This is a genomic window from Shinella sp. BE166 (assembly GCF_051201095.1).
GTDB classification, from domain to species: Bacteria; Pseudomonadota; Alphaproteobacteria; order Rhizobiales; family Rhizobiaceae; genus Shinella; species Shinella lacus.
Genome location: NZ_JBPEHL010000002.1, coordinates 285161 through 304174 on the forward strand (window position 1 = coordinate 285161; position 19014 = coordinate 304174).

Consider the following 19014-nt stretch of genomic DNA (forward strand, 5'->3'; position numbering starts at 1 on the left):
GACAATACTCTTCCGCCACTTAACCATACGCTTTCAATAGGAAATCGGTGAGGAACGATGAGCGGCAAGACGGTGACACGTGCAGATTTGGCCGAATCGGTTTTCCGGAAGGTCGGCCTTTCAAGGACCGAATCCGCAGAGCTTGTCGAAACCGTGATCGACGAGATCTGCAACGCCATCGTGCGGGGCGAGAGCGTGAAACTCTCCTCCTTCGCGACCTTCCAGGTGCGTGACAAGAACGAGCGCATCGGCCGCAACCCGAAGACCGGCGAGGAAGTGCCGATTTCGCCGCGCCGGGTGATGACCTTCAAGGCCTCCAACGTGCTCAAGCAGCGGGTGCTGAAGTCGCATCTTTCGCGCAAAGCCAAGCAGAAACCGACGTCGCCGGCCTCCTGAAGCCTGCCGCGCCAGGAGCAAATCTGGAAGATCGCGACGCGCTTCAGGCGATTTTTCTGCCGATTGCCGGCCGTTAGGCAATTTGAAACTTGAATATCGCCTGGCAACCCGCTGAAATGAATACGATTCGGCAGCGTCCAGAATTGACGGCGCCGTGAGCTTTCATCGAGGGTAGAATGGACAAGAGTCCGGACGCGTTCCGCACCATCAGCGAAGTGGCCGACGATCTCGACCTGCCGCAGCATGTTCTGCGTTTCTGGGAGACGCGGTTCACGCAGATCAAGCCGATGAAGCGCGGCGGCGGGCGACGCTATTACCGTCCGGAAGACGTGGACCTGCTGAAGGGCATCCGCCATCTCCTCTACGACCACGGCTACACGATCAAGGGCGTGCAGAAGCTGCTCAAGGTCAACGGCAACCGCTTCGTCGCGGCCATCGCCAGCGGGGACCTTGCGACCGTCGAGGCGCTCGCCGCCGCCAGCCATGAAGAACCGCCGCCGCCGAAGGCCGCCAGCGACGAGGACCAGATCGTCGGCCGCGCCAAGGCCCCCGCCAGCCGCCGTTTCTTCTCCTTCGTCGGCGGCACCGACGACCCGCCGGAAATCTCGCTGGGCAAGACCAGCGTCGGCAAGGAAGACCGCGCGCTGCTGCAGGAAGCCCTCTACGACCTGCTGGAATGCAAGCGCCTGCTCGACCAGGTCCGCTGAGCCCGCCAGAAGATATTCGGCCGCACCTTGACGGAGCAGGCGAGCAGCGGCGGTTGGAACATTGCCGCAGTGGATTTGTTCTCCCTTCGACGAAAGGAGACCAATATGTCCATCGAAAAGACCACACCCACGGACAACGAAATCGAAACGCCGCGCGGCCCGCAGGGCACCGGCGGAATTCCCGATCGCAAGCAGGAAGACGGCGTTATCCCGCCGATCATCAAGCCCGGCGACCAGAAGAACCCGAACGATCCGCCATTGCCGCTCGTTAGCCCCATAGCAGGTGGCGGGACGTTTTAGCGTCTGCGGCGGGAGAGGGTGCAAGCATCGCATGTCGCCGCGCGCCGCCCTCCCTCAGTCGCGCTGCTGCGTCGGGTCCCATCCACGCACGAAGCCCCGGCTGATCGCCGAACGGCTCATTTCAAGCTGGCGCCGCAGGTGGGCGCAATCGGCAAGCAGCGTCGCGATCGTCGCCTTGGCATCTCCATCATGCCAGGCGAGGGCGGCACTTACGGCGTCGTCCTTGCCATCGTTCGGTTTTGCTTCGTACTCGGGAAGCGGTCGCACGTCGGTATTCTCCTGTGGTGGCACAGCAAGCAGGCTGATTTAACGATCAGGGAAAGGCTTCTCACTTTTGTTCCCATTATGTTCTCATTCGCTTTCGAGTCAAGCGGGGAGACGGGATTCAGTGGAGAGAAAAAGCCCCGCACGATGGCGGGGCAAAACAAGCGTCACGCTTGGCTTTCTGTGACGCGGGGGAGTGCTCGCAAATGACAAGCGAGCGACAACACTCTACGACTTTGGTCTAATCCCGGGAAAGGCCTGATTCAGCCGATTCGGTACGGTTGTGAAAAAAATTGCACTTTTCCGACCTCAGCCGACGCTGCGGCAAAACCGCCGATAACGATGAAAGCCAGGGACCGTTTCCCGGTTGTAAGGGCGCCGGCATGGCCGCACCTCTGAAACGCCAGGATAACCCCGGAGACACGAAGGAAAAGCCGTGGCGTTTTCCGTGTGAATTTCTGCGCGCAAAACTATCCTAAAGCTGCAATTCTCCACTTTTGTTCTGACGGTTTATTTTTGGGCTTGCATCCAAATGCCCGAGACTATAGGGGTTTCGGCGGTCCGGAATGTAGCGCAGCCCGGTAGCGCACTTGACTGGGGGTCAAGGGGTCGTGGGTTCGAATCCCGCCATTCCGACCATTTTCTTCTCCCTGATTTCCTGAGTTTGCAGGTTCTGCGCGCGGAACTTTGCGCCCCTGTCCGCGTTCTTCTGCCGCCGGCTCCTTCGCCGGTGCTATCCGGAGCTTGAGGAGACGGGAATGGAAGATGCAGGTATCGGCTGGATCGCGGCCATCATCATCGGCGGCATCGCGGGCTGGCTCGCGGAAATGTTCATGAAGAGCAACATGGGCGTGCTGATGAACATCGTGCTCGGCATCGTCGGCGCGGCTGTGGCCAATCTGCTGCTGGGGTTGATCGGCGTCTCGCTCGGCGGCTGGATCGGTTATCTGATCGCCGGTTTCATCGGCGCCTGCGTCCTCATCGCGATCGCAAGGGCGATCCGGCGGTAGGGTAGCGGCGAGGTTTTTAAAGGGCCGTCTCTCCGAGAGGAGGGGCGGCCTTTTCGTTTCAGGCGATGAGGCCGCGATAGACGGCTTCCGTCTCGCTGATCATGCGGGCCAGGCTGTAGTCGCCGCTGCGGGCGCGGGCAGCGGCGCTGTGGCGGGCGAGGCGGTCTGGATCGCTGAGGCGCAGCATGGCGCCGGCGAGCCGTTTCGGATCGTCGTCGTTTTCCACGAGCACGCCGTTCTCGCCGTCCTTCAGCACCATGGAAGCGCCGCCAACGTCGGTGAGGATCAGCGGCTTGCCAGCGGCGGCGGCTTCCAGCATGACATAGGACATCGCCTCGTAGCGGCTCGGCATGACGAGCACATCGATGGCCGCCATCGCTTGCGGCCCTGTAAAGCCGGTGGTGAGGCGGATGCGCGGGGCATGGTCGGAGGCCTCGACCTGCTTTGCGACCGCACGCTCCGCCTCGCCGGAGCCGATCATCACCAGATGGGCATTCGGCACGCGGCCGGCGAGAAGCTGGAAGGCGGCGACGAGGCGCTCCGGCGCCTTCTGGTGGCAGAGCCGGCCGACGAAGCCGAAGAGCAGGGCGTCATCGGGGATGCCGAGTGCCTGGCGGACCGACTCGCGGGCGTGATCCGGTGGGGTCTCCACGCCGTTGACGACGATCGACAGTTTGTCCCGCGGCATGCCGAGCGCGCGGGCATGGGCATATTCGTCGGCCGAAACGCAGATCAACTTGTCGGTGAAGCCGCGTGCGAGCAGCTTTTCGATCGAGCCATAGACCTTGCGGCCGAGATTGCCGAGACCGGGGTCCATGGTGCGGAAGGCGTGCGGCGTGTAGACCCGCGGGATGTGGCGGCCGGGCAGGCGCAGGCGCGACAGCGCGCCGGCCTTGGAACTGTGGCCGTGCACGATGTCGAACGGCCCGGCGCGGCGCATGACGGCGCGGATCGCCCGCCAGGCATTGAGGTCCGAGGGGCCGGGCGAGCGGGTCATCGCGACGATATGCGTGCCGGCAAGCGCCAGCGACTGCAATTCCTCGACGAAGCGCTCTTCGGCTCTCAGCGGCGAATAGATGGCGTGCACGATATGGCCGCGCGCCTGCATGCCCCGGCAGAGGTCGATGAAATGGCGGCCGGAGCCGCCGCCGCTCGGCTCCAGCACCTGGAGCAGGCGCATCTGCCGCGGGTTCCTGTCCTGTTTGGTGCTCATGGCCGGTCCGATGCGATCTTGCTTGTGTGGCGTGCTTCAAGCGCGAGGCAGCCCCACACGATGCCCAGCAGCAGGTAGAAATGGCGCCAGTGGTCCGTGTCGATGACGAAGCCGATCGCGGTGTGGCCGCCGATGGTGATGTAGGCGATCATCAGGTAGGGCTGCCAGGGCCGGTTGCGCAGCAGCGCCTTGAAGCCGGCCCATAGCGTCCAGACGATTAGAGCGAGGTAGCAGACGAAGCCGAGCCAGCCATAGGTGGTGAGCGATTTCAGCCAGATATTGTGCTCGTCTTCCGGAAACATCGTGCTGAACACCATGGGGCCGATGCCGAGCGGCTTTTCCATCGCCATCAGGAAGCCGATGCGATGGCGGTCGAAACGGCCGAGATGGCCGCCGTCATATTCCTGCACGAGCTGGGTGCGGCTGGAAAAGAGATCGGCGACCTTGTCGAATTGCAGGGCGACGACCAGCGCGAGGATCATCAGGCCGGCGGCGGAGATGCTGAGGATGAGGATCTTCAGCCGGAAGGCGCCGGTGCGCTCCTTCAAAAGCATGACGAAGACGAGCGCCACGACGGAGAAGAGATAGAGCGCCCAGGCCGCGCGCGAGAAGGACAAGAAGAGGCCGAGTGCCAGGACCAGCACGCCCGCGACCTTCAGGGGGGCGGCGAGGATGCGGCCGGTGAGCAGCCCGTGCATCAGGTAGAGCGAGGGCGCGACGAGGAAGGGGCCGAAGACGTTCGGGTCCTGGAAGGCGCCCTTGGCGCGGTCGTAGAGCGTGAAAGCCTCGGAGCCAGGAAAGGCATGGAAATAGCCGAGGATGCCGAGGAGAGACGTGATGAGGGCGCCCGCCACCCAGGCACGAAAGATGAGGTCGAGCCGCGCCGGCTTTGCCTCGATGATGGCGGCGAAGAAGACGCTGGACAGCGCCAGGAACAGCGAGACGGCGATATACATCGGCCCGCCGGCAAGGTCGTCCATCACGGTCAGCGACAGCATGCCGCCGACGTTGAACAGCAAGAGCAGGATCAGGAGCGGCGCGATGTTGCGCGAGATGCGCAGGCCGACGATCGCCCACAGGCCGATGAGGCCGGCCATGAAGACCTCGTAGGGCGCCGGCTCGCTGATGACGAAACCCGACAGGAACACGCCGACCGTCACCAGCGTGGAGCCGATGATGCCAACGGCCGCGAGATGCGGCCGGAAGGGCTGGGCGTAGGGTAAGGCCGCGTCGCTCAATACGCGTTTTCCGTGTTGAGCAGGCGGAAGGGCGTCAGCAACAGGATCTTCAGGTCAAGCCAGAGCGACCAGTTCTCGATGTAATAGAGATCGAATTCCGTGCGGAAGCGGATCTTGTCGTCATGGTCGATCTCGCCGCGCCAGCCGTTGATCTGCGCCCAGCCGGTGACGCCGGGTTTTACCCGGTGGCGAGCGAAGTAACCCTCGACGACATCGACATATTTGCGGTCGTGCGACTGGGCCTGGATGGCGTGCGGGCGCGGACCGACGAGGGAGAGGTCGCCTCTCAGGGCATTGAAGAACTGCGGCAATTCGTCAATCGAGGACTTGCGCAGGAACCGGCCGACGGGGGTGACGCGCGGGTCGCCCTTCGTCACGGCGGCCTTGGCCGAGGGGTCGGCAAGGTGCGTGTACATCGAGCGGAACTTGTAGACCTCGATGATCTCGTTGTTGAAGCCGTGGCGCTTCTGCTTGAAGATGATCGGGCCTTTCGAGGTAAGTTTCACGGCGATGGCCGCGCCGAGCATCACAGGCCAGAGCAGGGAAAGCGCAAGCAGGCTGAAGAAGATGTCGAAGATGCGCTTGGCGACATTGTCCCAGTCGGCGATCGGCTTGTCGAAAATGTCGAGCATCGGCAGGCTGCCGACCTGCGAATAGCTGCGCGGGCGGAAGCGCAGGCCCTTGGCGTGGGCCGCAAGGCGGATATCGACGGGCAGCACCCAGAGCTTCTTGAGCAGCGCCAGGATGCGCGCCTCGGCCGACAGCGGCAGCGAGATGATCAGCATGTCGATGCGCGCCAGCCGCGCGAACTCCACCAGTTCCGCGACATTGCCGAGCTTGGGATAGCCGGCGATAATCGAGGGCGAGCGGCGCTCGTCGCGGTCGTCGAAGATGCCGCAGATGCGGATGTCGTTTTCCGGCTGGTGTTCCAGCGTGCGGATAAGCTCCTTGGCGGGCTCCCCGCCGCCGACGATGACGGCGCGGCGCTCCATGGTGCCGTTGCGGGCCCAGCGGCGGATCGAATAGGCGATGATCTGCCGCTCAAGCACGAGGTAGACGCCGCCGGCGGCAAACCACGAGGCAAACCAGACACGCGAATAGTGATCACCGGATTTGAAGAAGAAGACGATGAGCGCCATCGTGGCGAAGGCGATGGCCCAGGCGGCGAGGATGCGCGGCGTCATGCGCCAGGGCGAGCGCAGCGCCGGCACCTGATAGGCATCCGCGAGTTGTAGCAGCAGCACGCCGATGGCCGCGCCGCCGACGAGCACCGACAGGTAGAACACCGTCATGCCCATGCTGACATAGAGCACGTGGATGCCGTAACCGAGCGTCAGCAGCGCCAGGAATTCGACGAGGCGCAGCAGGCCGATGATCATGCTGGGCGAATAGGTGTCGGCGCGGAACTGGAGCGCGATCTTCTGGGCGAGCGGATTGAGCTCGACGGTCTTGCCGCCGTCATACTCTTCCGCCGGCGTTCCCGGCGTGATGGTCCTGATCTCGGAGGCTTTCCGCCTCAGGGCTTCCGCATCGAAGGAAACGGGCTTGTCGACATGGTTCATGGCACGCACCTGTGGAGGCTTTGTACCGGAAATAGCACGAAGCCCCTAAGAAACGTTTACGTGGCGTGAGGCGCCGGCCTCAGGAAGCGTGCCGATTTCCGCCATTCTGCCGCGCCAGGATCTCGCGGTAGAGGCTGAGGAGCGAAGAGGACATGACGGAGGCGGAGAAGGTTTCCTTGAAGGCCTTTGGCTCCGGCATCACCTTGCGCCGCCAGTCCGGGTCGCCCACCGCCTCGGCCATCACGGCCGCCAGCGCATCGGGATTGCCGGGCTCGACGAGCGCGATGCTGTCGGGGCCGAGCACTTCCGGAATGCCGCCAACGCGGCTGGCGATCACCGGTTTTCGCGCGGCGAGCGCCTCCAGCACGATATAGGGCATGGCCTCGGCGCGTGACGGCACGACGACGTTGCGGGTAAGCGCGAAGGCGTCGTGCGCTTTCATGGCGGGCAGCATGCCGATGCGCCGGCCAAGGCCTGCGCGCAGCATCATGTCCTCGTATTTCGCCTTGTCCGGCCCGTCGCCGATCATCAGCGCGGACAGCGGCCGGCCGACGCGGCGTTCGGTGCGCGCGAAAGCGTCGACGAAGAGATCCGGCCCCTTCAGGTCGCGCAGCATGCCGATATAGAGGAAATCGACGGCGTCCTCGCGGGAATAGACGGGTTCGAAGTCGCGGTCGTGGATGCCGTTATAGATGCGCTCCGTGCGCACGCGCGGTTTTCCCACGCGCGCGGCATAGGCGTCCCGCTCGTAATCACAGACGAAGACGAGCGCGTCGCCGAGGGGTTCGAGCAGCCGCTCGGCCGCCAGCACCGCGAAACCTGTCGCGGTGCGGCGGTCGTAGTGCAGGCTGCCGCCATGCGGCGAGTAGAGGCGGGCTACGCGATACCTGTTGACCCGCAGGGCTGAGCCGATGAGACGGGCAATGGCGCCACCCTTGGCGCCGTGCCCGTGCAGGACATCCGGCTGCAAACTTTTTATTTCATGATAGCTGTTCCAGAACGCGCGGATGTCGCCCGGGCTGACCGACCGGCTGATCGGCAGGCGAACGAGGCCGAGTGCCAAGTAAGGCCGGATCTCGTCGAAAAGCCCGTCCTCGAAGGTGCTTCCCGTAAGGCTGTCGCAGACGATCCCGACTTCATGGCCTGCCTTCGTGTGGAATTCCGCGAGATCGCGCACATGCCGGAAGATGCCGCCGATGGGGGAGCGGAAACAATGTATGATTCGCAGAGGCCCATCGTCCGCCATGACGATCAGAACAGCCGTTCACGGACATAGATCGTATCACCGGCCAGAACCGGATCGGAGATGGAGACGCGGCCCGTGAGAATCTTGCCGTTGATCTTGCGTGTGACGTCGACATTGCCCTGGTTGGCGCGCGGCGAGAAGCCGCCGGCGACCGCGATGGCGTTCTGGATCGTCATGCCGGCGACATAGCTGTACTGCCCGGCCTGGCCCACTTCGCCCATGATGTAGATCGAACGGTAGCGGTCGACCTCGATGGAGACGTCGGGATCGCGCAGATAGCCCTGGCGGAGTTTTGCCGCGATAGCGCCTTCGAGCTCCTGGATCGTCTTGCCGCGCGCGGGCACCGCGCCAATGAGCGGGAAGGCGACGTAGCCGGCCTGGTCGATCGAATAGGTGTTGGTAAGGCCGGTCTGCTCGAAGACGGTGACGCGCAGGCGGTCGCCGCTGTCGAGCCGGTAGGGCTGGATGGTCGCCTCGTGGAACGCCTTGGGGGCGGGGCGGTAACTGCTGCAGCCCGCGATGGCCGGCACGATGAGTGCCAGCGCGAGCAGCATGCCCTTGTTGATGGTGGCGAATGTCATTCGCTTGAACCCAATCCCGCAAATCAGAAAATCTGATCCCCGTTATCGATCCGTTAGGGTTAATGGCTGGTAAAGGCGCCGGCAGGTCGGGTCCGTTTTTTTCGTGAAAGAAGCGCGCGGAGGTGAGGGGACAACCGCCGGTAATTAACCCTTGCGTTACCATGTTTGTTTACCGTGCCCGGAAATCGTCGTGTCATCGTCGTGTGGTGGAGTAGGGATATGTCGGGCGTTCACGGAAGCCAGCAGGATGTCGATATCGACCTTGGCGGTCTTTTCGGCGCGATCTGGCGCAACCGCATGCGGGTGCTTCTGGCAACCGTCGCCTGCGCGGGCATCGCCTTTGCCGGCGCAAACCTCATCACGCCCAAATACAAGAGCGAGGCGCGCCTTCTCATCGAAACGCGCGAGCCGGCCTTCACGACGGGCACGGACCGCTCGCAGGGCCGCGAACAGCCGGCCTTCGACGAGCTCGGCATCGCCAGCCAGGTGCAGCTCCTGAAATCCGCCGACCTCATCAAGCAGGTCACGCGCAATATGAAGCTGCAGGAGCTGGAGGAGTTCGATCCGACGGCGCAGCCCTCCGCCATTTCCGACCTGCTGGTTCTTTTCGGGCTCAAGAAGAACCCGCTCGATCTCGCACCCGAAGACCGCGTTCTGAAGGAGTTCGCCGAAAAGCTCGTCGTCTACCAGGTCGAGAAGTCGCGCGTCATCGCCATCGAGTTCAGCTCGAAAGACCCGGGCCTTGCCGCGCGGATCCCCAACGAGATGGCCAAGGTCTACCTCTCGCTGCAAAGCGGCGCCAAGCTCGACACCAATTCCGAGGCGACGCGCTGGCTGGAGCCGGAAATCGCCAACCTGCGCGAAAAGGTGCGCGAGGCCGAGCAGAAGGTCGCCGAATACCGCTCGAACTCCGACCTCCTGCCGACGGGCGAAAACTCCACCTTCGCCGTGCGCCAGCTGAACGATATTTCGACCGAACTTGCCCGGGTGCGTGGCGAACGCGCCAATGCGGAAGCGCGCGCCGAAAGCGTGCGCAACGTGCTGACGGCCGGCGGCGCGCCCGATACGCTGAGCGACGTCGTCGGCTCGCAGATGATCCAGCGGCTGAAGGAGAGCGAGGCGCAGATCCAGGGGCAGATCTCCGATCTCTCCACCTCGCTGCTGGAAGGCCATCCGCGGCTGAAGGGCCTGCGCTCGCAGCTCGTCGGCATCCGCGGGCAGATCAAGGCTGAGACGCAGAAAATCCTGTCGAGCCTCGAAAACGAGGCGAAGACCGCGCGGCTGCGCGAAACGCAGCTCGTACAGCAGCTCAACTCCGTGAAGGCGGACACGGCGCGCGCCGGCGAGGACGAAGTCGGGCTCAAGGCGCTGGAGCGCGAGGCGACGGCGCAGCGCCAGCTCCTCGAAACCTATCTTGCCCGCTACCGCGAGGCGACGTCGCGCACCGGCAGCGGCTCGACGCCGGCCGATGCCCGTATCATCTCGGCGGCCGTCGAGCCGACCGAAGTCTCCTTCCCGAAAGTCCTGCCGATCACCATTGTCGGCGCCGCCGCCGGCTTTGCACTGAGCGCCATCGTCATCCTGCTTGCCGAACTGTTCAGCGGCCGCGCCCTGAAGCCGGTCGGCGTCGTCGCCTATCGACGCGAGGAGGAGGTCGAGGAGATCGAGCCCGAAATCGTGGTGGAAGAGCCGGTCATCCAGCGCGAGACAGTAGTCCATACGGAAACGGTGGTGCGCAGTGAGCCCGTGGTTCGCGCCGAGCCGGTCGCCCGTCCGGACTACGGCCCCATCAAGGACGTGCGCGCGCCGGCAAAATCCCTGCTGTCGAGCATTGCGCCCGACGAGGACGAGGTCGAGCCGGAAACCGTCCAGGCCTCGCTGCTCGATACGCCCGGCCTTGCCGACGATGGCGACTTCTCCGTCGCCTCCGTCGCCTGGCACATGATCGAGAACAATGTTTCCGTCGCCATTTCCGTCTCGCCTTCGGGCGACCGCGGATCGACCGCCACCGTCATGCTCGCCCGCCGCATCGCGGAAGAACATCGCAAGACGCTGCTGATCGACCTGACCGGCTCGGCCTGCCCGACGCGCCTGATGGCGCAGTCGACCCATGTGCCCGGCATCACCGACCTTCTCGTCGGCGACGCGGCCTTCGGCGACATCATCCATGGCGACCGGCTGTCCAGCGCGCATATCATCCCGCGCGGCAACGCCAACATCAAACGCGCCATGCGCGGCATCGACCGGCTGGCGATGGTGATCGATTCGCTCGCCGACGCCTATGACACGGTGATCGTGGAATGCGGCCCGGCGGAAGTGGAAGGCGTGCGCCGCCTCACGCGCGGACAGGAGACGGACATCATCCTCTCCATTCCGGGTGCCGAGGAAGACGAGATCGTCGAACTGATCGGCGCCTTCGGCGAAGCAGGCTATAGCGAGATCGTGCTGATGACGGGCGAGGGCGCGGAGCCGCCGCGTTACCCGGGGCGCCGCGCCGCGTAAAAAGCTCTATTCCGCGTCGTCGCCGGCGCGGACGAACTCCGTCTTGCCCGAGCGCATGCGCTGCAGGAAGGAATAGACCTGCGGGTTCTGCTTGATGAGCCGCTTGGCGCCCGCTTTTGCCCGGTGCACCGCCGCAACCATGCTGCCGGCCACCGTCGTCGGCCAGAGCAGGTCGTGCTGCGGCGTTTCGATCGTGCACCAGGAGCGCTTGTAGGGCTGGTCGCCGATGCCGAAATCGAAGAGGCGCACGCCTTCGCCGCACAGTTTGCGGATCGCCAGGTAGAACAGGAATTCGCCGGGGCTGGCATCCGCCGCGATCGTGTCGTCGATCGAGCCGAACTGGCAGATCACATGGTCGCCCTTGCGCGAAAGACCGGCAATGGCGACGATGCGCCCGTCGTTTTCACCCTTCAGGCGCACGGCATGGATCTGGAGCGGATAGTTGCCGTCCTTGGCCGGCACCGCGATCGCGCGGCGGAAGAAATTGCGCGTTTCCTCGTCGCGAAAGACATCCGGCAGGCCCATCGTGTCGAAACGCGCGGCCTTCTGGCGAAAGAAGGTTTCGAGCAGGTGGCGGCTTTCCTCGTTGGTGGAGGCGACCACATGTTCATAGCCGCCGAGTGTCGCCAGCCGGCGCTCGGAGAGGCGGAATTTCTTGCGGCGGCGTTTTGCATTGACCTGCGCCAGCGTGCGGTCGAAATCGTCGAAAAGCTCGAGCTGGAAGGCAGCGTTCTGGTTCAGCACCGAGGGCAGGTCGGCAAAGGAATTCGTTTCCCCGCGCCAGTTGAGCGGCACCTTTTCCAGCATGAACAGGTCGAAATAGCGAGCAAACTGGCTGCGGGCCTGTTCAAAAGCCTGCCGCAGGCGCGGCGGCGCGGCGAGGAAGTGGAATTCCTCGGTATACAGCCCGGTATTGATGTTGCTGAAGGAGGTCGCGAGAAAGCGGGCGGTGCGCACCGGCCCGTGGCGCACGATTTCGAGCGGCAGGATGAGATGGGTGCGCCCGCCGGAAAAACCTTCGACGATCAGGAGCTTGCAGGCATGGGTCTCCGCCCAGGCGCGGCACCAGTCATAGCTCTGGTGAAGCGAAAGCTTGTTTTCCGCTTCGAGCGCCCGCCAGCGGGTTTCCAGCGATTCCATGCGATCGTGCAGGCGGATCGACAGCGGCACCGTCGAGGGCGTGCGCTCGCCGCCGGCGACGAGGCCCAAATAGCGGCTCGCGAGCTCGCGCTCGGACGGCATGATCTGGAAATTGAGTTGCATCGCTCCCATGGCGTCGCCCTTATGCACCCGATGCGGCCGGATCGCCGCACAAACACCATAGGCACCAGACTTGCGGAAATGGTTTAAATCCAGTGGCATCACCCCGTTTGCCGGGCGAAATTGGCAAGCGCGGTTAGCAAGTTCATAACGAAATCCGGCAAAAGCAAAGGGCAGGAGGAAGACATGCAGACATGGCGCCCGCCGCAGAAAATCCATGTGAAGGTGCTGGGCCTCGCCTGGCAGGGCAGCCGGCTGCTCGCCGCGGAAGTGACGCGGGACGACGGCAGCGTGAAGGGCGTTCGCCCGCCCGGCGGTACCGTCGAATTCGGAGAGACGCGGGAGGAGGCGCTGGCGCGCGAATTCCGCGAGGAACTCAACTGCGGCATCGCCATCAACGGCCCGTGGACCGTCTTCGAGAATCTCTTCTGGCACGAGGGCGCGCGCGGCCACGAATTCATCTTCGCCGCGCCGATCCGCCTGCTGGACGAAAGCCTTTACCGCCGCCCGGAAATCACGCTGGTCGAGCACGACCGCTCGGTCTGGACGGCGCGCTGGTTCATGCCGGATGCCTTGCCGAACGGCTGGGAGCTCTATCCGACCGGCCTCGCCGCCCACATCAGGGCGCGATAGCGGCCTATTCGTCGCGCGGCTTGCCCGGCTTTTCCATCCACTTGATGATCAGCATGGCCGGCAGGATCCAGAGCAGGCCGGTCACCGTGAAATAGATGAGGTGGGTCCACCACGGCGATTCCCCCAAGGTCGCCACCGCGACCGTGGTCGCGATCAGCGCGTAGACGAGAACGAGGATGATGATCAGCACGGTGCCGATCAGTTTGCGCAGGCGAGGGGGCATTGGCGGTCTTTCAATTCATAAGCGGCAAGGGCGCGACGGCATGCCGCAAAGGTTCGGGCCTTGTTTTGCACGGCCCGGTCGGGCAAATCAACGCCAAGACAAGGAGCAGTTATGATGACCGCCACCACCGCGACCGCATACCGCAGTGACTACGACACGGACAAGACCGACCGCAACCGCCGCCAGGTGCGCCGGTGGCTCGGCTTCGTGCTGTTCACGCTGTTCGTGCTGGTGCTTGTCGGCGGCGCGACTCGGCTCACCGAATCCGGGCTTTCCATCACCGAATGGAAACCGATCCACGGCGTCATCCCGCCGATCACCGCAGCCGAATGGCAGGAGGAATTCGACCTCTACAAGCGCATTCCGCAATATGAGCAGATCAACAAGGGCATGACCGTCGACGAGTTCAAGACGATCTTCTGGTGGGAATGGGCGCACCGGCTGATCGCGCGCTCCATCGGCTTCGTCTTCGCCGTGCCGCTCGCCTTCTTCTGGCTGACCGGCCGCATCGAGAAGAAGCTGCGCTGGCCGCTCGTCGGGCTTCTGGCGCTCGGCGGTTTCCAGGGCTTCATCGGCTGGTGGATGGTCTCGTCGGGCCTCGCCGACCGCGTGTCCGTCAGCCAGTATCGGCTCGCCACCCACCTCACCATCGCCTGTCTGATCTTCGCCTGGACCACCTGGCTGATGCGCGCACTCTCGCCGCACAGCGACGATCCGGCCCCAACCGCGACCTCGCAGCGCATGGCGGGCATCATCGCGTGCATGGCGATCTTCCAGATCTATCTCGGTGCGCTCGTCGCCGGCCTCGACGCCGGCCTGTCCTACAACACCTGGCCGCTGATGGACGGCGCCGTCGTGCCCGGCGGCCTCTTCCTCCAGCAGCCCTGGTGGATCAACCTCTTCGAGAACCCGAAGACCGTGCAGTTCGTCCACCGCATCGGCGCCTACGTGCTGTTCGCGCTCGTGCTGATCCACATGCTCTCATCGCTGCGCGCCGCCCCCGAAACCACCCACGCCCGCCGCGCCTTCGTCCTCTTCGCCCTCATCTGTCTCCAGGCAACGATCGGCATCCTGACGCTGATCTGGCAGGTGCCGCTCGGCTGGGCGCTGGCGCACCAGGGCGGCGCGCTGATCGTGCTGGGTTTTGCGGTCGCGCACTGGCGCGGGTTTGTCGGGGAGTATGAGCGCTAGGGGCGAAACTCAGCCCCACAGCATCAGATCCATGTTCTGCACCGCAGCGCCCGAAGCGCCCTTGCCGAGATTGTCGAGCAGGGCGACGAGGTTGACGTGGGGGGCGCCGGCGGTGCCGAAGACGTAGAGCTTCATGCGGTCGGTATCGGCGAGTTCCACGGCGTTGACGCGGGGGAGTGCGGCGCTTTCCTTGAGGTCGACCACGTCGACGATGTCCTGGCCTGCATAGTGCGCGACCAGCGCCTCATGGATAGAGCCCAGCGAGGCGTGGTCGTTGAGGTCGGCGAGATAGAGCGGCACCTGCACGATCATGCCTTGGGCAAATTTTCCGACCGACGGCGAGAAGAGGGGCGCGCGCGACAGCATGCCGTGCACCTGCATTTCCGGCACATGCTTGTGCTTCAGCGGCAGGCCGTAGAGGAAGTGGGGCGAAGAGATGTGCTCCGGGTGCCCGGCGTCTTCCATCTGCGCGATCATCTGCTTGCCGCCGCCGGTATAGCCGGAGACCGCGTTGACGGTGACCGGATAGTCCTCCGGCAGGATGCCGGCGAGGCGCAGCGGGCGGATGAGGCCGATGGCTCCGGTCGGGTAGCAGCCGGGATTGGCGACATAGCGGGCGTCGGCGATCTTCTTCGGCTGCGCGCGGTCCATTTCGGCGAAGCCGTAGGCCCAGTCGGGGTGGACGCGGTGCGCAGTCGAGGTGTCGATGATGCGCACGGAATTGTTGCCGGCGACCATGGCGACGGCTTCCTTGGCGGCATCGTCCGGCAGGCAGAGGATCGCGACGTCGGCGCCGTTCAGCAGGTCTTCGCGCAGCTTCGCATTGCGCCGCTCGGCCTCCGGAATCGACAGAAGCTCGACATCGTCGCGGCCGGCCATGCGCGTGCGGATCTGCAGGCCCGTCGTGCCGTGTTCGCCATCGATGAAGATCTTCGGTTTCATCTGGAATCCCATCCTGTCAATGCATGCGCCGCGGACCGCCCGCGAGGGTCGGCCCGATATAGCGGCTTGCCTTGTCGCATTCAATGCCGACGGTTCAGCGCCGTTCCGCGAGCTGCGCGGCGTGCAGCCCCAGCATGTACATGGCGATGGTCGAGCCGGCGATGGCGGTGATGTCGGCATGGTCATAGGCCGGCGAAACCTCGACGACATCCGAGCCGACGACGTTCAGCGCGCCGAGCTTGCGCAGCACCGACAGGATTTTCGAGCTCGACGGGCCGCCGGAGACCGGCGTGCCGGTGCCGGGCGCATAGGCCGGGTCGAGGCAGTCGATGTCGAAGGTGAGGTAGGTTGCGCGGTCGGCCACATGGTGGACGATCGTGTCGGCGAGTTCGCCGGCCGTCATCTCCTCCACCTCGTAGCCATAGAGGATGCGGATGCCGCAATCCTCCGGCGCGTGGGTGCGGATGCCGATCTGGATCGACGTCTCCGCATCGATCAGCCCCTCGCGCACAGCCGTGCCGACGAAAGAGCCATGGTCGATGCGGCCCTTCTCATCGGCCCAGGTATCCTGGTGCGCATCGAATTGGACGAGCGACAGCGGGCCGTATTTTTCGGCGTGTGCGCGCAGGATCGGCAGCGTGATGAAATGATCGCCGCCGAGCGTCAGCATGTAGGCGCCGGATTTGAGGATCTTCTTCGCCTCGCGCTCGATCGTTCCCGGCGTCTTCTGGTGGTTGCCGTAGTCGAGCAGGCAATCACCATAGTCGATGACGGCCATGTCCTCGAAGAGGTCGCGCTCGAAGGGATATTGCGGATCGTTGTCCATGATCGCCGAAGCCCGGCGGATCGCCTGCGGCCCGAAGCGCGTGCCGGGGCGGTTGGAGGTCGCGGCATCGAAGGGAATGCCCCAGACGACCGCATCGACATCCTTCAGCACCTTCGAATAGCGCCGGCGCATGAAGGAGAGGATGCCGGCATGGGTCGGATCCGAGGCAGCGCTTTTCAGCGATTTTGCCGTGATGGCGTGGTCGATCGTCTTGTTGGCCATGAAATTCCCTCCGAAATCTGGCCGGACGTTCGCCAATCGCGGGCTTTAAGGCAAGAGGGATTCTACACGCCGAAAACGAAAAGGCCGGGGCGAACCCCGGCCTTTCCTGAACCAAAAATCGTCCGAGCGATTAACGCTTGGAGAACTGGAACGAACGGCGGGCCTTGGCCTTGCCGTACTTCTTGCGTTCGACGACGCGCGAATCGCGGGTCAGGAAGCCACCCTTCTTCAGAACCGCGCGCAGGCCCGGTTCGAAGTAGGTCAGTGCCTTGGAGACGCCGTGACGAACGGCACCGGCCTGGCCGGAAAGACCGCCGCCGGCGACGGTGGCAACGATGTCGAACTGGCCGTCACGGGCAGCCGCGATGATCGGCTGCTGCAGGATCATCTGCAGAACCGGGCGGGCGAAGTAGGTCTCGAAAGACTTGCCGTTGACGGTGATCTTGCCGGAGCCCGGCTTGACCCATACGCGGGCGACAGCGTTCTTGCGCTTGCCGGTGGCGTAGGAGCGGCCCTGGGCGTCAACCTTCTTGACGTGAACCGGGGCGGAGGCAGCGGGAGCTGCGGCAGCGACGCCGAGGTCCTTGAGCGAGGAGAGGTCGGCCATGATCAGGCGCTCCTTGTGTTCTTGCTGTTCAGCTTGGCGACGTCGAGGGTGACGGGCTGCTGGGCTTCATGCGGATGGTTGGAGCCGGCATAGACGCGCAGGTTCTTCATCTGGCGACGGCCGAGCGGGCCGCGCGGAACCATGCGTTCGACAGCCTTTTCGAGAACGCGCTCCGGGAAGCGGCCTTCGATGATCTGGCGAGCCGTACGCTCCTTGATGCCACCCGGATAACCGGTGTGCCAGTAATACGTCTTGTCGGAATACTTCTTGCCGGTGAAGACGACCTTCTCGGCGTTGATAACGATGATGTTGTCACCGTCGTCGACGTGGGGGGTGAAGGTTGCCTTATGCTTGCCGCGCAGGCGGTTTGCAATCAGGGTAGCGAGGCGACCGACAACGAGGCCTTCGGCGTCGATGAGGATCCACTTCTTCTCTACCTCGGCGGGCTTCTGTACGAAGGTTCCCATGGGAGTAGCTCTTTCTTTAGGGGTCCCGAAACCTTGCGGCTTTGGGCGCTTTTTGTTGCTTGGTTTGGCCCCCTTGCGGACGCCAAAAATCGAAAGCGGCGCCAAAGGACCGCGATCTGGGCGGCTTATAAGCGAGTGTTGCTTGGGCGTCAAGAGACGCGATCCGGGCGGCGCCAAAGATAATATAGCAAAAACAATGGCTTGCTTATGTGGTATTTTGATACCACAAATTATCGCGGCGGAATCGAGTAAGTCGCGGTGGCATGCGCCACCAGATCCTCGGCATCCTCGTCGAAAATCGACGCTTCCACGATCGCGAGCCGCTTGCCGAGCTTCAGGACCCGGCAGGTGCAGGAGAGGGGGCCGGGCGCCGGCTTGCGCAGGAAATTGATGTTGAGATTGGTGGTGACGGCGAGCGCCACCGGGCCGATATGCGCCAGCACTGCGCACCAGGCGCCGACATCGGCAAGCGCAAAGAGCGTGGGGCCGGAGATGGTGCCGCCGGGGCGCAGGTGCCGTTCATTGGGCATGAGGCGCATGACGATCGCGCCGGGATGGACCTCCATCACCTCGAAAACCTTGCCGTCAGTATGAAGCTGCGGAAAATCGGCTTCGAGGAAGCGGTTCAGCGCTTCCGGGTCCATGATCGGCGTCAGTTTCATCGGCACGTCTCCAGTCGCCTGCGTTTACAGACCGATTTGCCGGCCGCGGCAAGCCCCCTCAAAGTCTATGGCGCCGTGCTTGAAACTGTCTGCCGCGAGGCGTAGGACCGCAAAACCGAACAGCGAAGGAGGCCGGTCATGGCGGATGTGGTGTCGTTCAGGAAAGAGGAGCCGGTCAACCCGGTAAAGGTCGAGCGCTTCGCACCCATCCTCCGGATCACGCTGAACAATCCGCCGGCCAACGCGCTTTCCATCGCCGTCATGGAGGCGCTCGGCGCGGCGCTCGATGCCGCTGCCGCCGACGAGGCGATCCGCATCGTCATTCTTGCTTCGACCGGAAAAGTCTTTTCCGCCGGCCACGATCTCAAGGAAATGACGGCGCGCCGCGGCGATGCCGACGGCGGCCGCGCCTTCTTCGAGAAGACGATGCGCATGGCGGCCGATCTCATGCTGAAGATCGCCGCGCTGCCACAGCCCGTGGTGGCCGAGATCGACGGCCTCGCAACGGCTGCCGGCTGCCAGCTCGTCGCAAGCTGCGACCTCGCCATCTGCACCGACACCTCCACCTTCTGCACGCCGGGCGTCAATATCGGCCTGTTCTGCTCGACGCCGATGGTTGCCGTCACCCGCGCCGCGCACCCCAAGCAGGCGATGGAAATGCTGCTGACCGGCGAGACGATCGACGCCTCGACCGCCAAGGATTTCGGCCTCGTCAACCGCATCGTGCCGCAGCAGTACCTGCGCCAAGTCGTCGACAAATACGCCGCCGTCATCGCCTCCAAGTCGCCCCAGGCGCTCCGCATCGGCAAAGCCGCCATGCGCGCCCAAGCCGGCCTGCCGCTGCGGGATGCCTACGACGTGGCCGTGGCGACGATGGTGGACAACATGTTCGCCGATGACGCGAAGGAGGGCATCGGCGCCTTTCTCGACAAGCGCATGCCGGAGTGGGGAAAGCGCTGAGG

21 protein-coding genes and 1 tRNA gene are annotated in these 19014 nt (G+C 64.2%); 9 read left to right on the forward strand and 13 right to left on the reverse strand.

The genetic code is table 11. From position 1 onward, the window contains the following. The first annotated feature begins 57 nt into the window (after positions 1-57). From J2Y63_RS05365 to J2Y63_RS05375, 3 genes are all read left to right on the forward strand, one after another. A complete protein-coding gene (locus J2Y63_RS05365) occupies positions 58-396 on the forward strand; it encodes an integration host factor subunit alpha (RefSeq protein WP_435265248.1) in 339 nt (112 codons plus the stop codon). Positions 397-572: 176 nt separating this feature from the next. Beyond that, the gene (locus J2Y63_RS05370) at positions 573-1103 is read left to right on the forward strand and encodes a MerR family transcriptional regulator (protein WP_256118913.1); all 531 of its coding nucleotides are present in this window, start codon (positions 573-575) and stop codon (positions 1101-1103) included. 105 nt (positions 1104-1208) lie between these two features. Continuing rightward, positions 1209-1403 carry a hypothetical protein gene (locus J2Y63_RS05375; protein WP_435265249.1) on the forward strand — a complete coding sequence of 65 codons (195 nt, stop codon included), beginning with the start codon at positions 1209-1211 and terminating at the stop codon, positions 1401-1403. 54 nt (positions 1404-1457) lie between these two features. Here J2Y63_RS05375 and J2Y63_RS05380 read toward each other — a convergent pair whose 3' ends face one another. Continuing rightward, complete coding sequence (locus J2Y63_RS05380; protein ID WP_435265250.1) at positions 1458-1670, reverse strand: hypothetical protein; 213 nt, start codon at positions 1668-1670, stop codon at positions 1458-1460. Between the two features lie 559 nt (positions 1671-2229). Between J2Y63_RS05380 and J2Y63_RS05385 the strand changes: the two genes are divergently transcribed. Both J2Y63_RS05385 and J2Y63_RS05390 read left to right on the forward strand, forming a co-directional pair. Further along, a tRNA-Pro gene (locus J2Y63_RS05385) sits at positions 2230-2306 on the forward strand. Positions 2307-2425: 119 nt separating this feature from the next. Continuing rightward, positions 2426-2677 (forward strand): GlsB/YeaQ/YmgE family stress response membrane protein, encoded by a 252-nt coding sequence (locus J2Y63_RS05390; RefSeq protein ID WP_256118916.1) that lies wholly within the window; start codon positions 2426-2428, stop codon positions 2675-2677. 58 nt (positions 2678-2735) lie between these two features. Here the strand turns inward: J2Y63_RS05390 and J2Y63_RS05395 are convergent, their stop codons facing one another. The 5 genes from J2Y63_RS05395 to J2Y63_RS05415 all read right to left on the reverse strand — a co-directional run bounded on the left by J2Y63_RS05395 (position 2736) and on the right by J2Y63_RS05415 (position 8490). Beyond that, positions 2736-3890: a glycosyltransferase gene (locus J2Y63_RS05395; RefSeq protein ID WP_256118917.1), complete on the reverse strand. Its 1155-nt coding sequence runs from the start codon at positions 3888-3890 to the stop codon at positions 2736-2738. Then, complete coding sequence (locus tag J2Y63_RS05400) at positions 3887-5128, reverse strand: O-antigen ligase family protein (protein WP_435265251.1); 1242 nt, start codon at positions 5126-5128, stop codon at positions 3887-3889. Before J2Y63_RS05400 ends, J2Y63_RS05395 begins: the two co-directional genes overlap by 4 nt. Then, the gene (locus J2Y63_RS05405; RefSeq protein WP_435265252.1) at positions 5125-6690 is read right to left on the reverse strand and encodes an undecaprenyl-phosphate glucose phosphotransferase; all 1566 of its coding nucleotides are present in this window, start codon (positions 6688-6690) and stop codon (positions 5125-5127) included. The genes J2Y63_RS05400 and J2Y63_RS05405 overlap by 4 nt, the downstream gene beginning before the upstream one ends. A 79-nt stretch (positions 6691-6769) precedes the next feature. After that, complete coding sequence (locus J2Y63_RS05410; protein WP_435265253.1) at positions 6770-7936, reverse strand: glycosyltransferase family 4 protein; 1167 nt, start codon at positions 7934-7936, stop codon at positions 6770-6772. A 5-nt stretch (positions 7937-7941) separates the two neighbouring features. Next, a complete protein-coding gene (locus J2Y63_RS05415; protein ID WP_435265516.1) occupies positions 7942-8490 on the reverse strand; it encodes a polysaccharide biosynthesis/export family protein in 549 nt (182 codons plus the stop codon). A 246-nt stretch (positions 8491-8736) separates the two neighbouring features. Here J2Y63_RS05415 and J2Y63_RS05420 point away from each other — a divergent pair, with 246 nt between their 5' ends. Next, a complete protein-coding gene (locus tag J2Y63_RS05420) occupies positions 8737-11019 on the forward strand; it encodes an exopolysaccharide transport family protein (RefSeq protein ID WP_435265254.1) in 2283 nt (760 codons plus the stop codon). A gap of 6 nt (positions 11020-11025) precedes the next feature. Here J2Y63_RS05420 and J2Y63_RS05425 read toward each other — a convergent pair whose 3' ends face one another. Then, positions 11026-12291: a GNAT family N-acetyltransferase gene (locus tag J2Y63_RS05425; RefSeq protein WP_256118923.1), complete on the reverse strand. Its 1266-nt coding sequence runs from the start codon at positions 12289-12291 to the stop codon at positions 11026-11028. 174 nt (positions 12292-12465) lie between these two features. Here J2Y63_RS05425 and J2Y63_RS05430 point away from each other — a divergent pair, with 174 nt between their 5' ends. After that, positions 12466-12912, forward strand: coding sequence for an NUDIX hydrolase (locus J2Y63_RS05430; RefSeq protein ID WP_435265255.1), 447 nt, complete (start codon positions 12466-12468; stop codon positions 12910-12912). A gap of 4 nt (positions 12913-12916) precedes the next feature. Here the strand turns inward: J2Y63_RS05430 and J2Y63_RS05435 are convergent, their stop codons facing one another. Continuing rightward, positions 12917-13135 carry a DUF2842 domain-containing protein gene (locus J2Y63_RS05435; protein ID WP_256118925.1) on the reverse strand — a complete coding sequence of 73 codons (219 nt, stop codon included), beginning with the start codon at positions 13133-13135 and terminating at the stop codon, positions 12917-12919. 111 nt (positions 13136-13246) lie between these two features. On the opposite strand from J2Y63_RS05435, the gene J2Y63_RS05440 reads away from it, so the two are divergent. Then, positions 13247-14326 (forward strand): COX15/CtaA family protein, encoded by a 1080-nt coding sequence (locus J2Y63_RS05440; protein WP_435265256.1) that lies wholly within the window; start codon positions 13247-13249, stop codon positions 14324-14326. A 9-nt stretch (positions 14327-14335) separates the two neighbouring features. Here J2Y63_RS05440 and argC read toward each other — a convergent pair whose 3' ends face one another. From argC to J2Y63_RS05465, 5 genes are all read right to left on the reverse strand, one after another. Continuing rightward, on the reverse strand, positions 14336-15268 hold the full coding sequence (argC, locus tag J2Y63_RS05445) for an N-acetyl-gamma-glutamyl-phosphate reductase (protein WP_435265257.1): 933 nt from the start codon (positions 15266-15268) through the stop codon (positions 14336-14338). A 94-nt stretch (positions 15269-15362) separates the two neighbouring features. Further along, positions 15363-16316 carry an agmatinase gene (gene speB, locus J2Y63_RS05450; RefSeq protein ID WP_435265258.1) on the reverse strand — a complete coding sequence of 318 codons (954 nt, stop codon included), beginning with the start codon at positions 16314-16316 and terminating at the stop codon, positions 15363-15365. Between the two features lie 130 nt (positions 16317-16446). Beyond that, complete coding sequence (rpsI, locus tag J2Y63_RS05455; RefSeq protein WP_256118929.1) at positions 16447-16923, reverse strand: 30S ribosomal protein S9; 477 nt, start codon at positions 16921-16923, stop codon at positions 16447-16449. A 2-nt stretch (positions 16924-16925) separates the two neighbouring features. Then, complete coding sequence (rplM, locus tag J2Y63_RS05460) at positions 16926-17390, reverse strand: 50S ribosomal protein L13 (protein WP_256118930.1); 465 nt, start codon at positions 17388-17390, stop codon at positions 16926-16928. Positions 17391-17620: 230 nt separating this feature from the next. Then, positions 17621-18052: a PaaI family thioesterase gene (locus J2Y63_RS05465; RefSeq protein WP_435265259.1), complete on the reverse strand. Its 432-nt coding sequence runs from the start codon at positions 18050-18052 to the stop codon at positions 17621-17623. Positions 18053-18190: 138 nt separating this feature from the next. On the opposite strand from J2Y63_RS05465, the gene J2Y63_RS05470 reads away from it, so the two are divergent. Beyond that, positions 18191-19012: an enoyl-CoA hydratase gene (locus J2Y63_RS05470; protein WP_435265260.1), complete on the forward strand. Its 822-nt coding sequence runs from the start codon at positions 18191-18193 to the stop codon at positions 19010-19012. The last annotated feature ends 2 nt before the right edge of the window (positions 19013-19014 follow it).

Coding starts and splice junctions, on each gene's coding strand:
- J2Y63_RS05365 (WP_435265248.1), top strand. CDS start 58: ATGAGCGGCAAGACGGTGACACGTGCAGATTTGGCCGAATCGGTTTTC.
- J2Y63_RS05370 (WP_256118913.1), top strand. CDS start 573: ATGGACAAGAGTCCGGACGCGTTCCGCACCATCAGCGAAGTGGCCGAC.
- J2Y63_RS05375 (WP_435265249.1), top strand. CDS start 1,209: ATGTCCATCGAAAAGACCACACCCACGGACAACGAAATCGAAACGCCG.
- J2Y63_RS05390 (WP_256118916.1), top strand. CDS start 2,426: ATGGAAGATGCAGGTATCGGCTGGATCGCGGCCATCATCATCGGCGGC.
- J2Y63_RS05395 (WP_256118917.1), bottom strand. CDS start 3,890: ATGAGCACCAAACAGGACAGGAACCCGCGGCAGATGCGCCTGCTCCAG.
- J2Y63_RS05405 (WP_435265252.1), bottom strand. CDS start 6,690: ATGAACCATGTCGACAAGCCCGTTTCCTTCGATGCGGAAGCCCTGAGG.
- J2Y63_RS05410 (WP_435265253.1), bottom strand. CDS start 7,936: ATGGCGGACGATGGGCCTCTGCGAATCATACATTGTTTCCGCTCCCCC.
- J2Y63_RS05415 (WP_435265516.1), bottom strand. CDS start 8,490: ATGCTGCTCGCGCTGGCACTCATCGTGCCGGCCATCGCGGGCTGCAGC.
- J2Y63_RS05420 (WP_435265254.1), top strand. CDS start 8,737: ATGTCGGGCGTTCACGGAAGCCAGCAGGATGTCGATATCGACCTTGGC.
- J2Y63_RS05425 (WP_256118923.1), bottom strand. CDS start 12,291: ATGGGAGCGATGCAACTCAATTTCCAGATCATGCCGTCCGAGCGCGAG.
- J2Y63_RS05430 (WP_435265255.1), top strand. CDS start 12,466: ATGCAGACATGGCGCCCGCCGCAGAAAATCCATGTGAAGGTGCTGGGC.
- J2Y63_RS05435 (WP_256118925.1), bottom strand. CDS start 13,135: ATGCCCCCTCGCCTGCGCAAACTGATCGGCACCGTGCTGATCATCATC.
- J2Y63_RS05440 (WP_435265256.1), top strand. CDS start 13,247: ATGATGACCGCCACCACCGCGACCGCATACCGCAGTGACTACGACACG.
- argC (WP_435265257.1), bottom strand. CDS start 15,268: ATGAAACCGAAGATCTTCATCGATGGCGAACACGGCACGACGGGCCTG.
- speB (WP_435265258.1), bottom strand. CDS start 16,316: ATGGCCAACAAGACGATCGACCACGCCATCACGGCAAAATCGCTGAAA.
- rpsI (WP_256118929.1), bottom strand. CDS start 16,923: ATGGCCGACCTCTCCTCGCTCAAGGACCTCGGCGTCGCTGCCGCAGCT.
- rplM (WP_256118930.1), bottom strand. CDS start 17,390: ATGGGAACCTTCGTACAGAAGCCCGCCGAGGTAGAGAAGAAGTGGATC.
- J2Y63_RS05465 (WP_435265259.1), bottom strand. CDS start 18,052: ATGAAACTGACGCCGATCATGGACCCGGAAGCGCTGAACCGCTTCCTC.
- J2Y63_RS05470 (WP_435265260.1), top strand. CDS start 18,191: ATGGCGGATGTGGTGTCGTTCAGGAAAGAGGAGCCGGTCAACCCGGTA.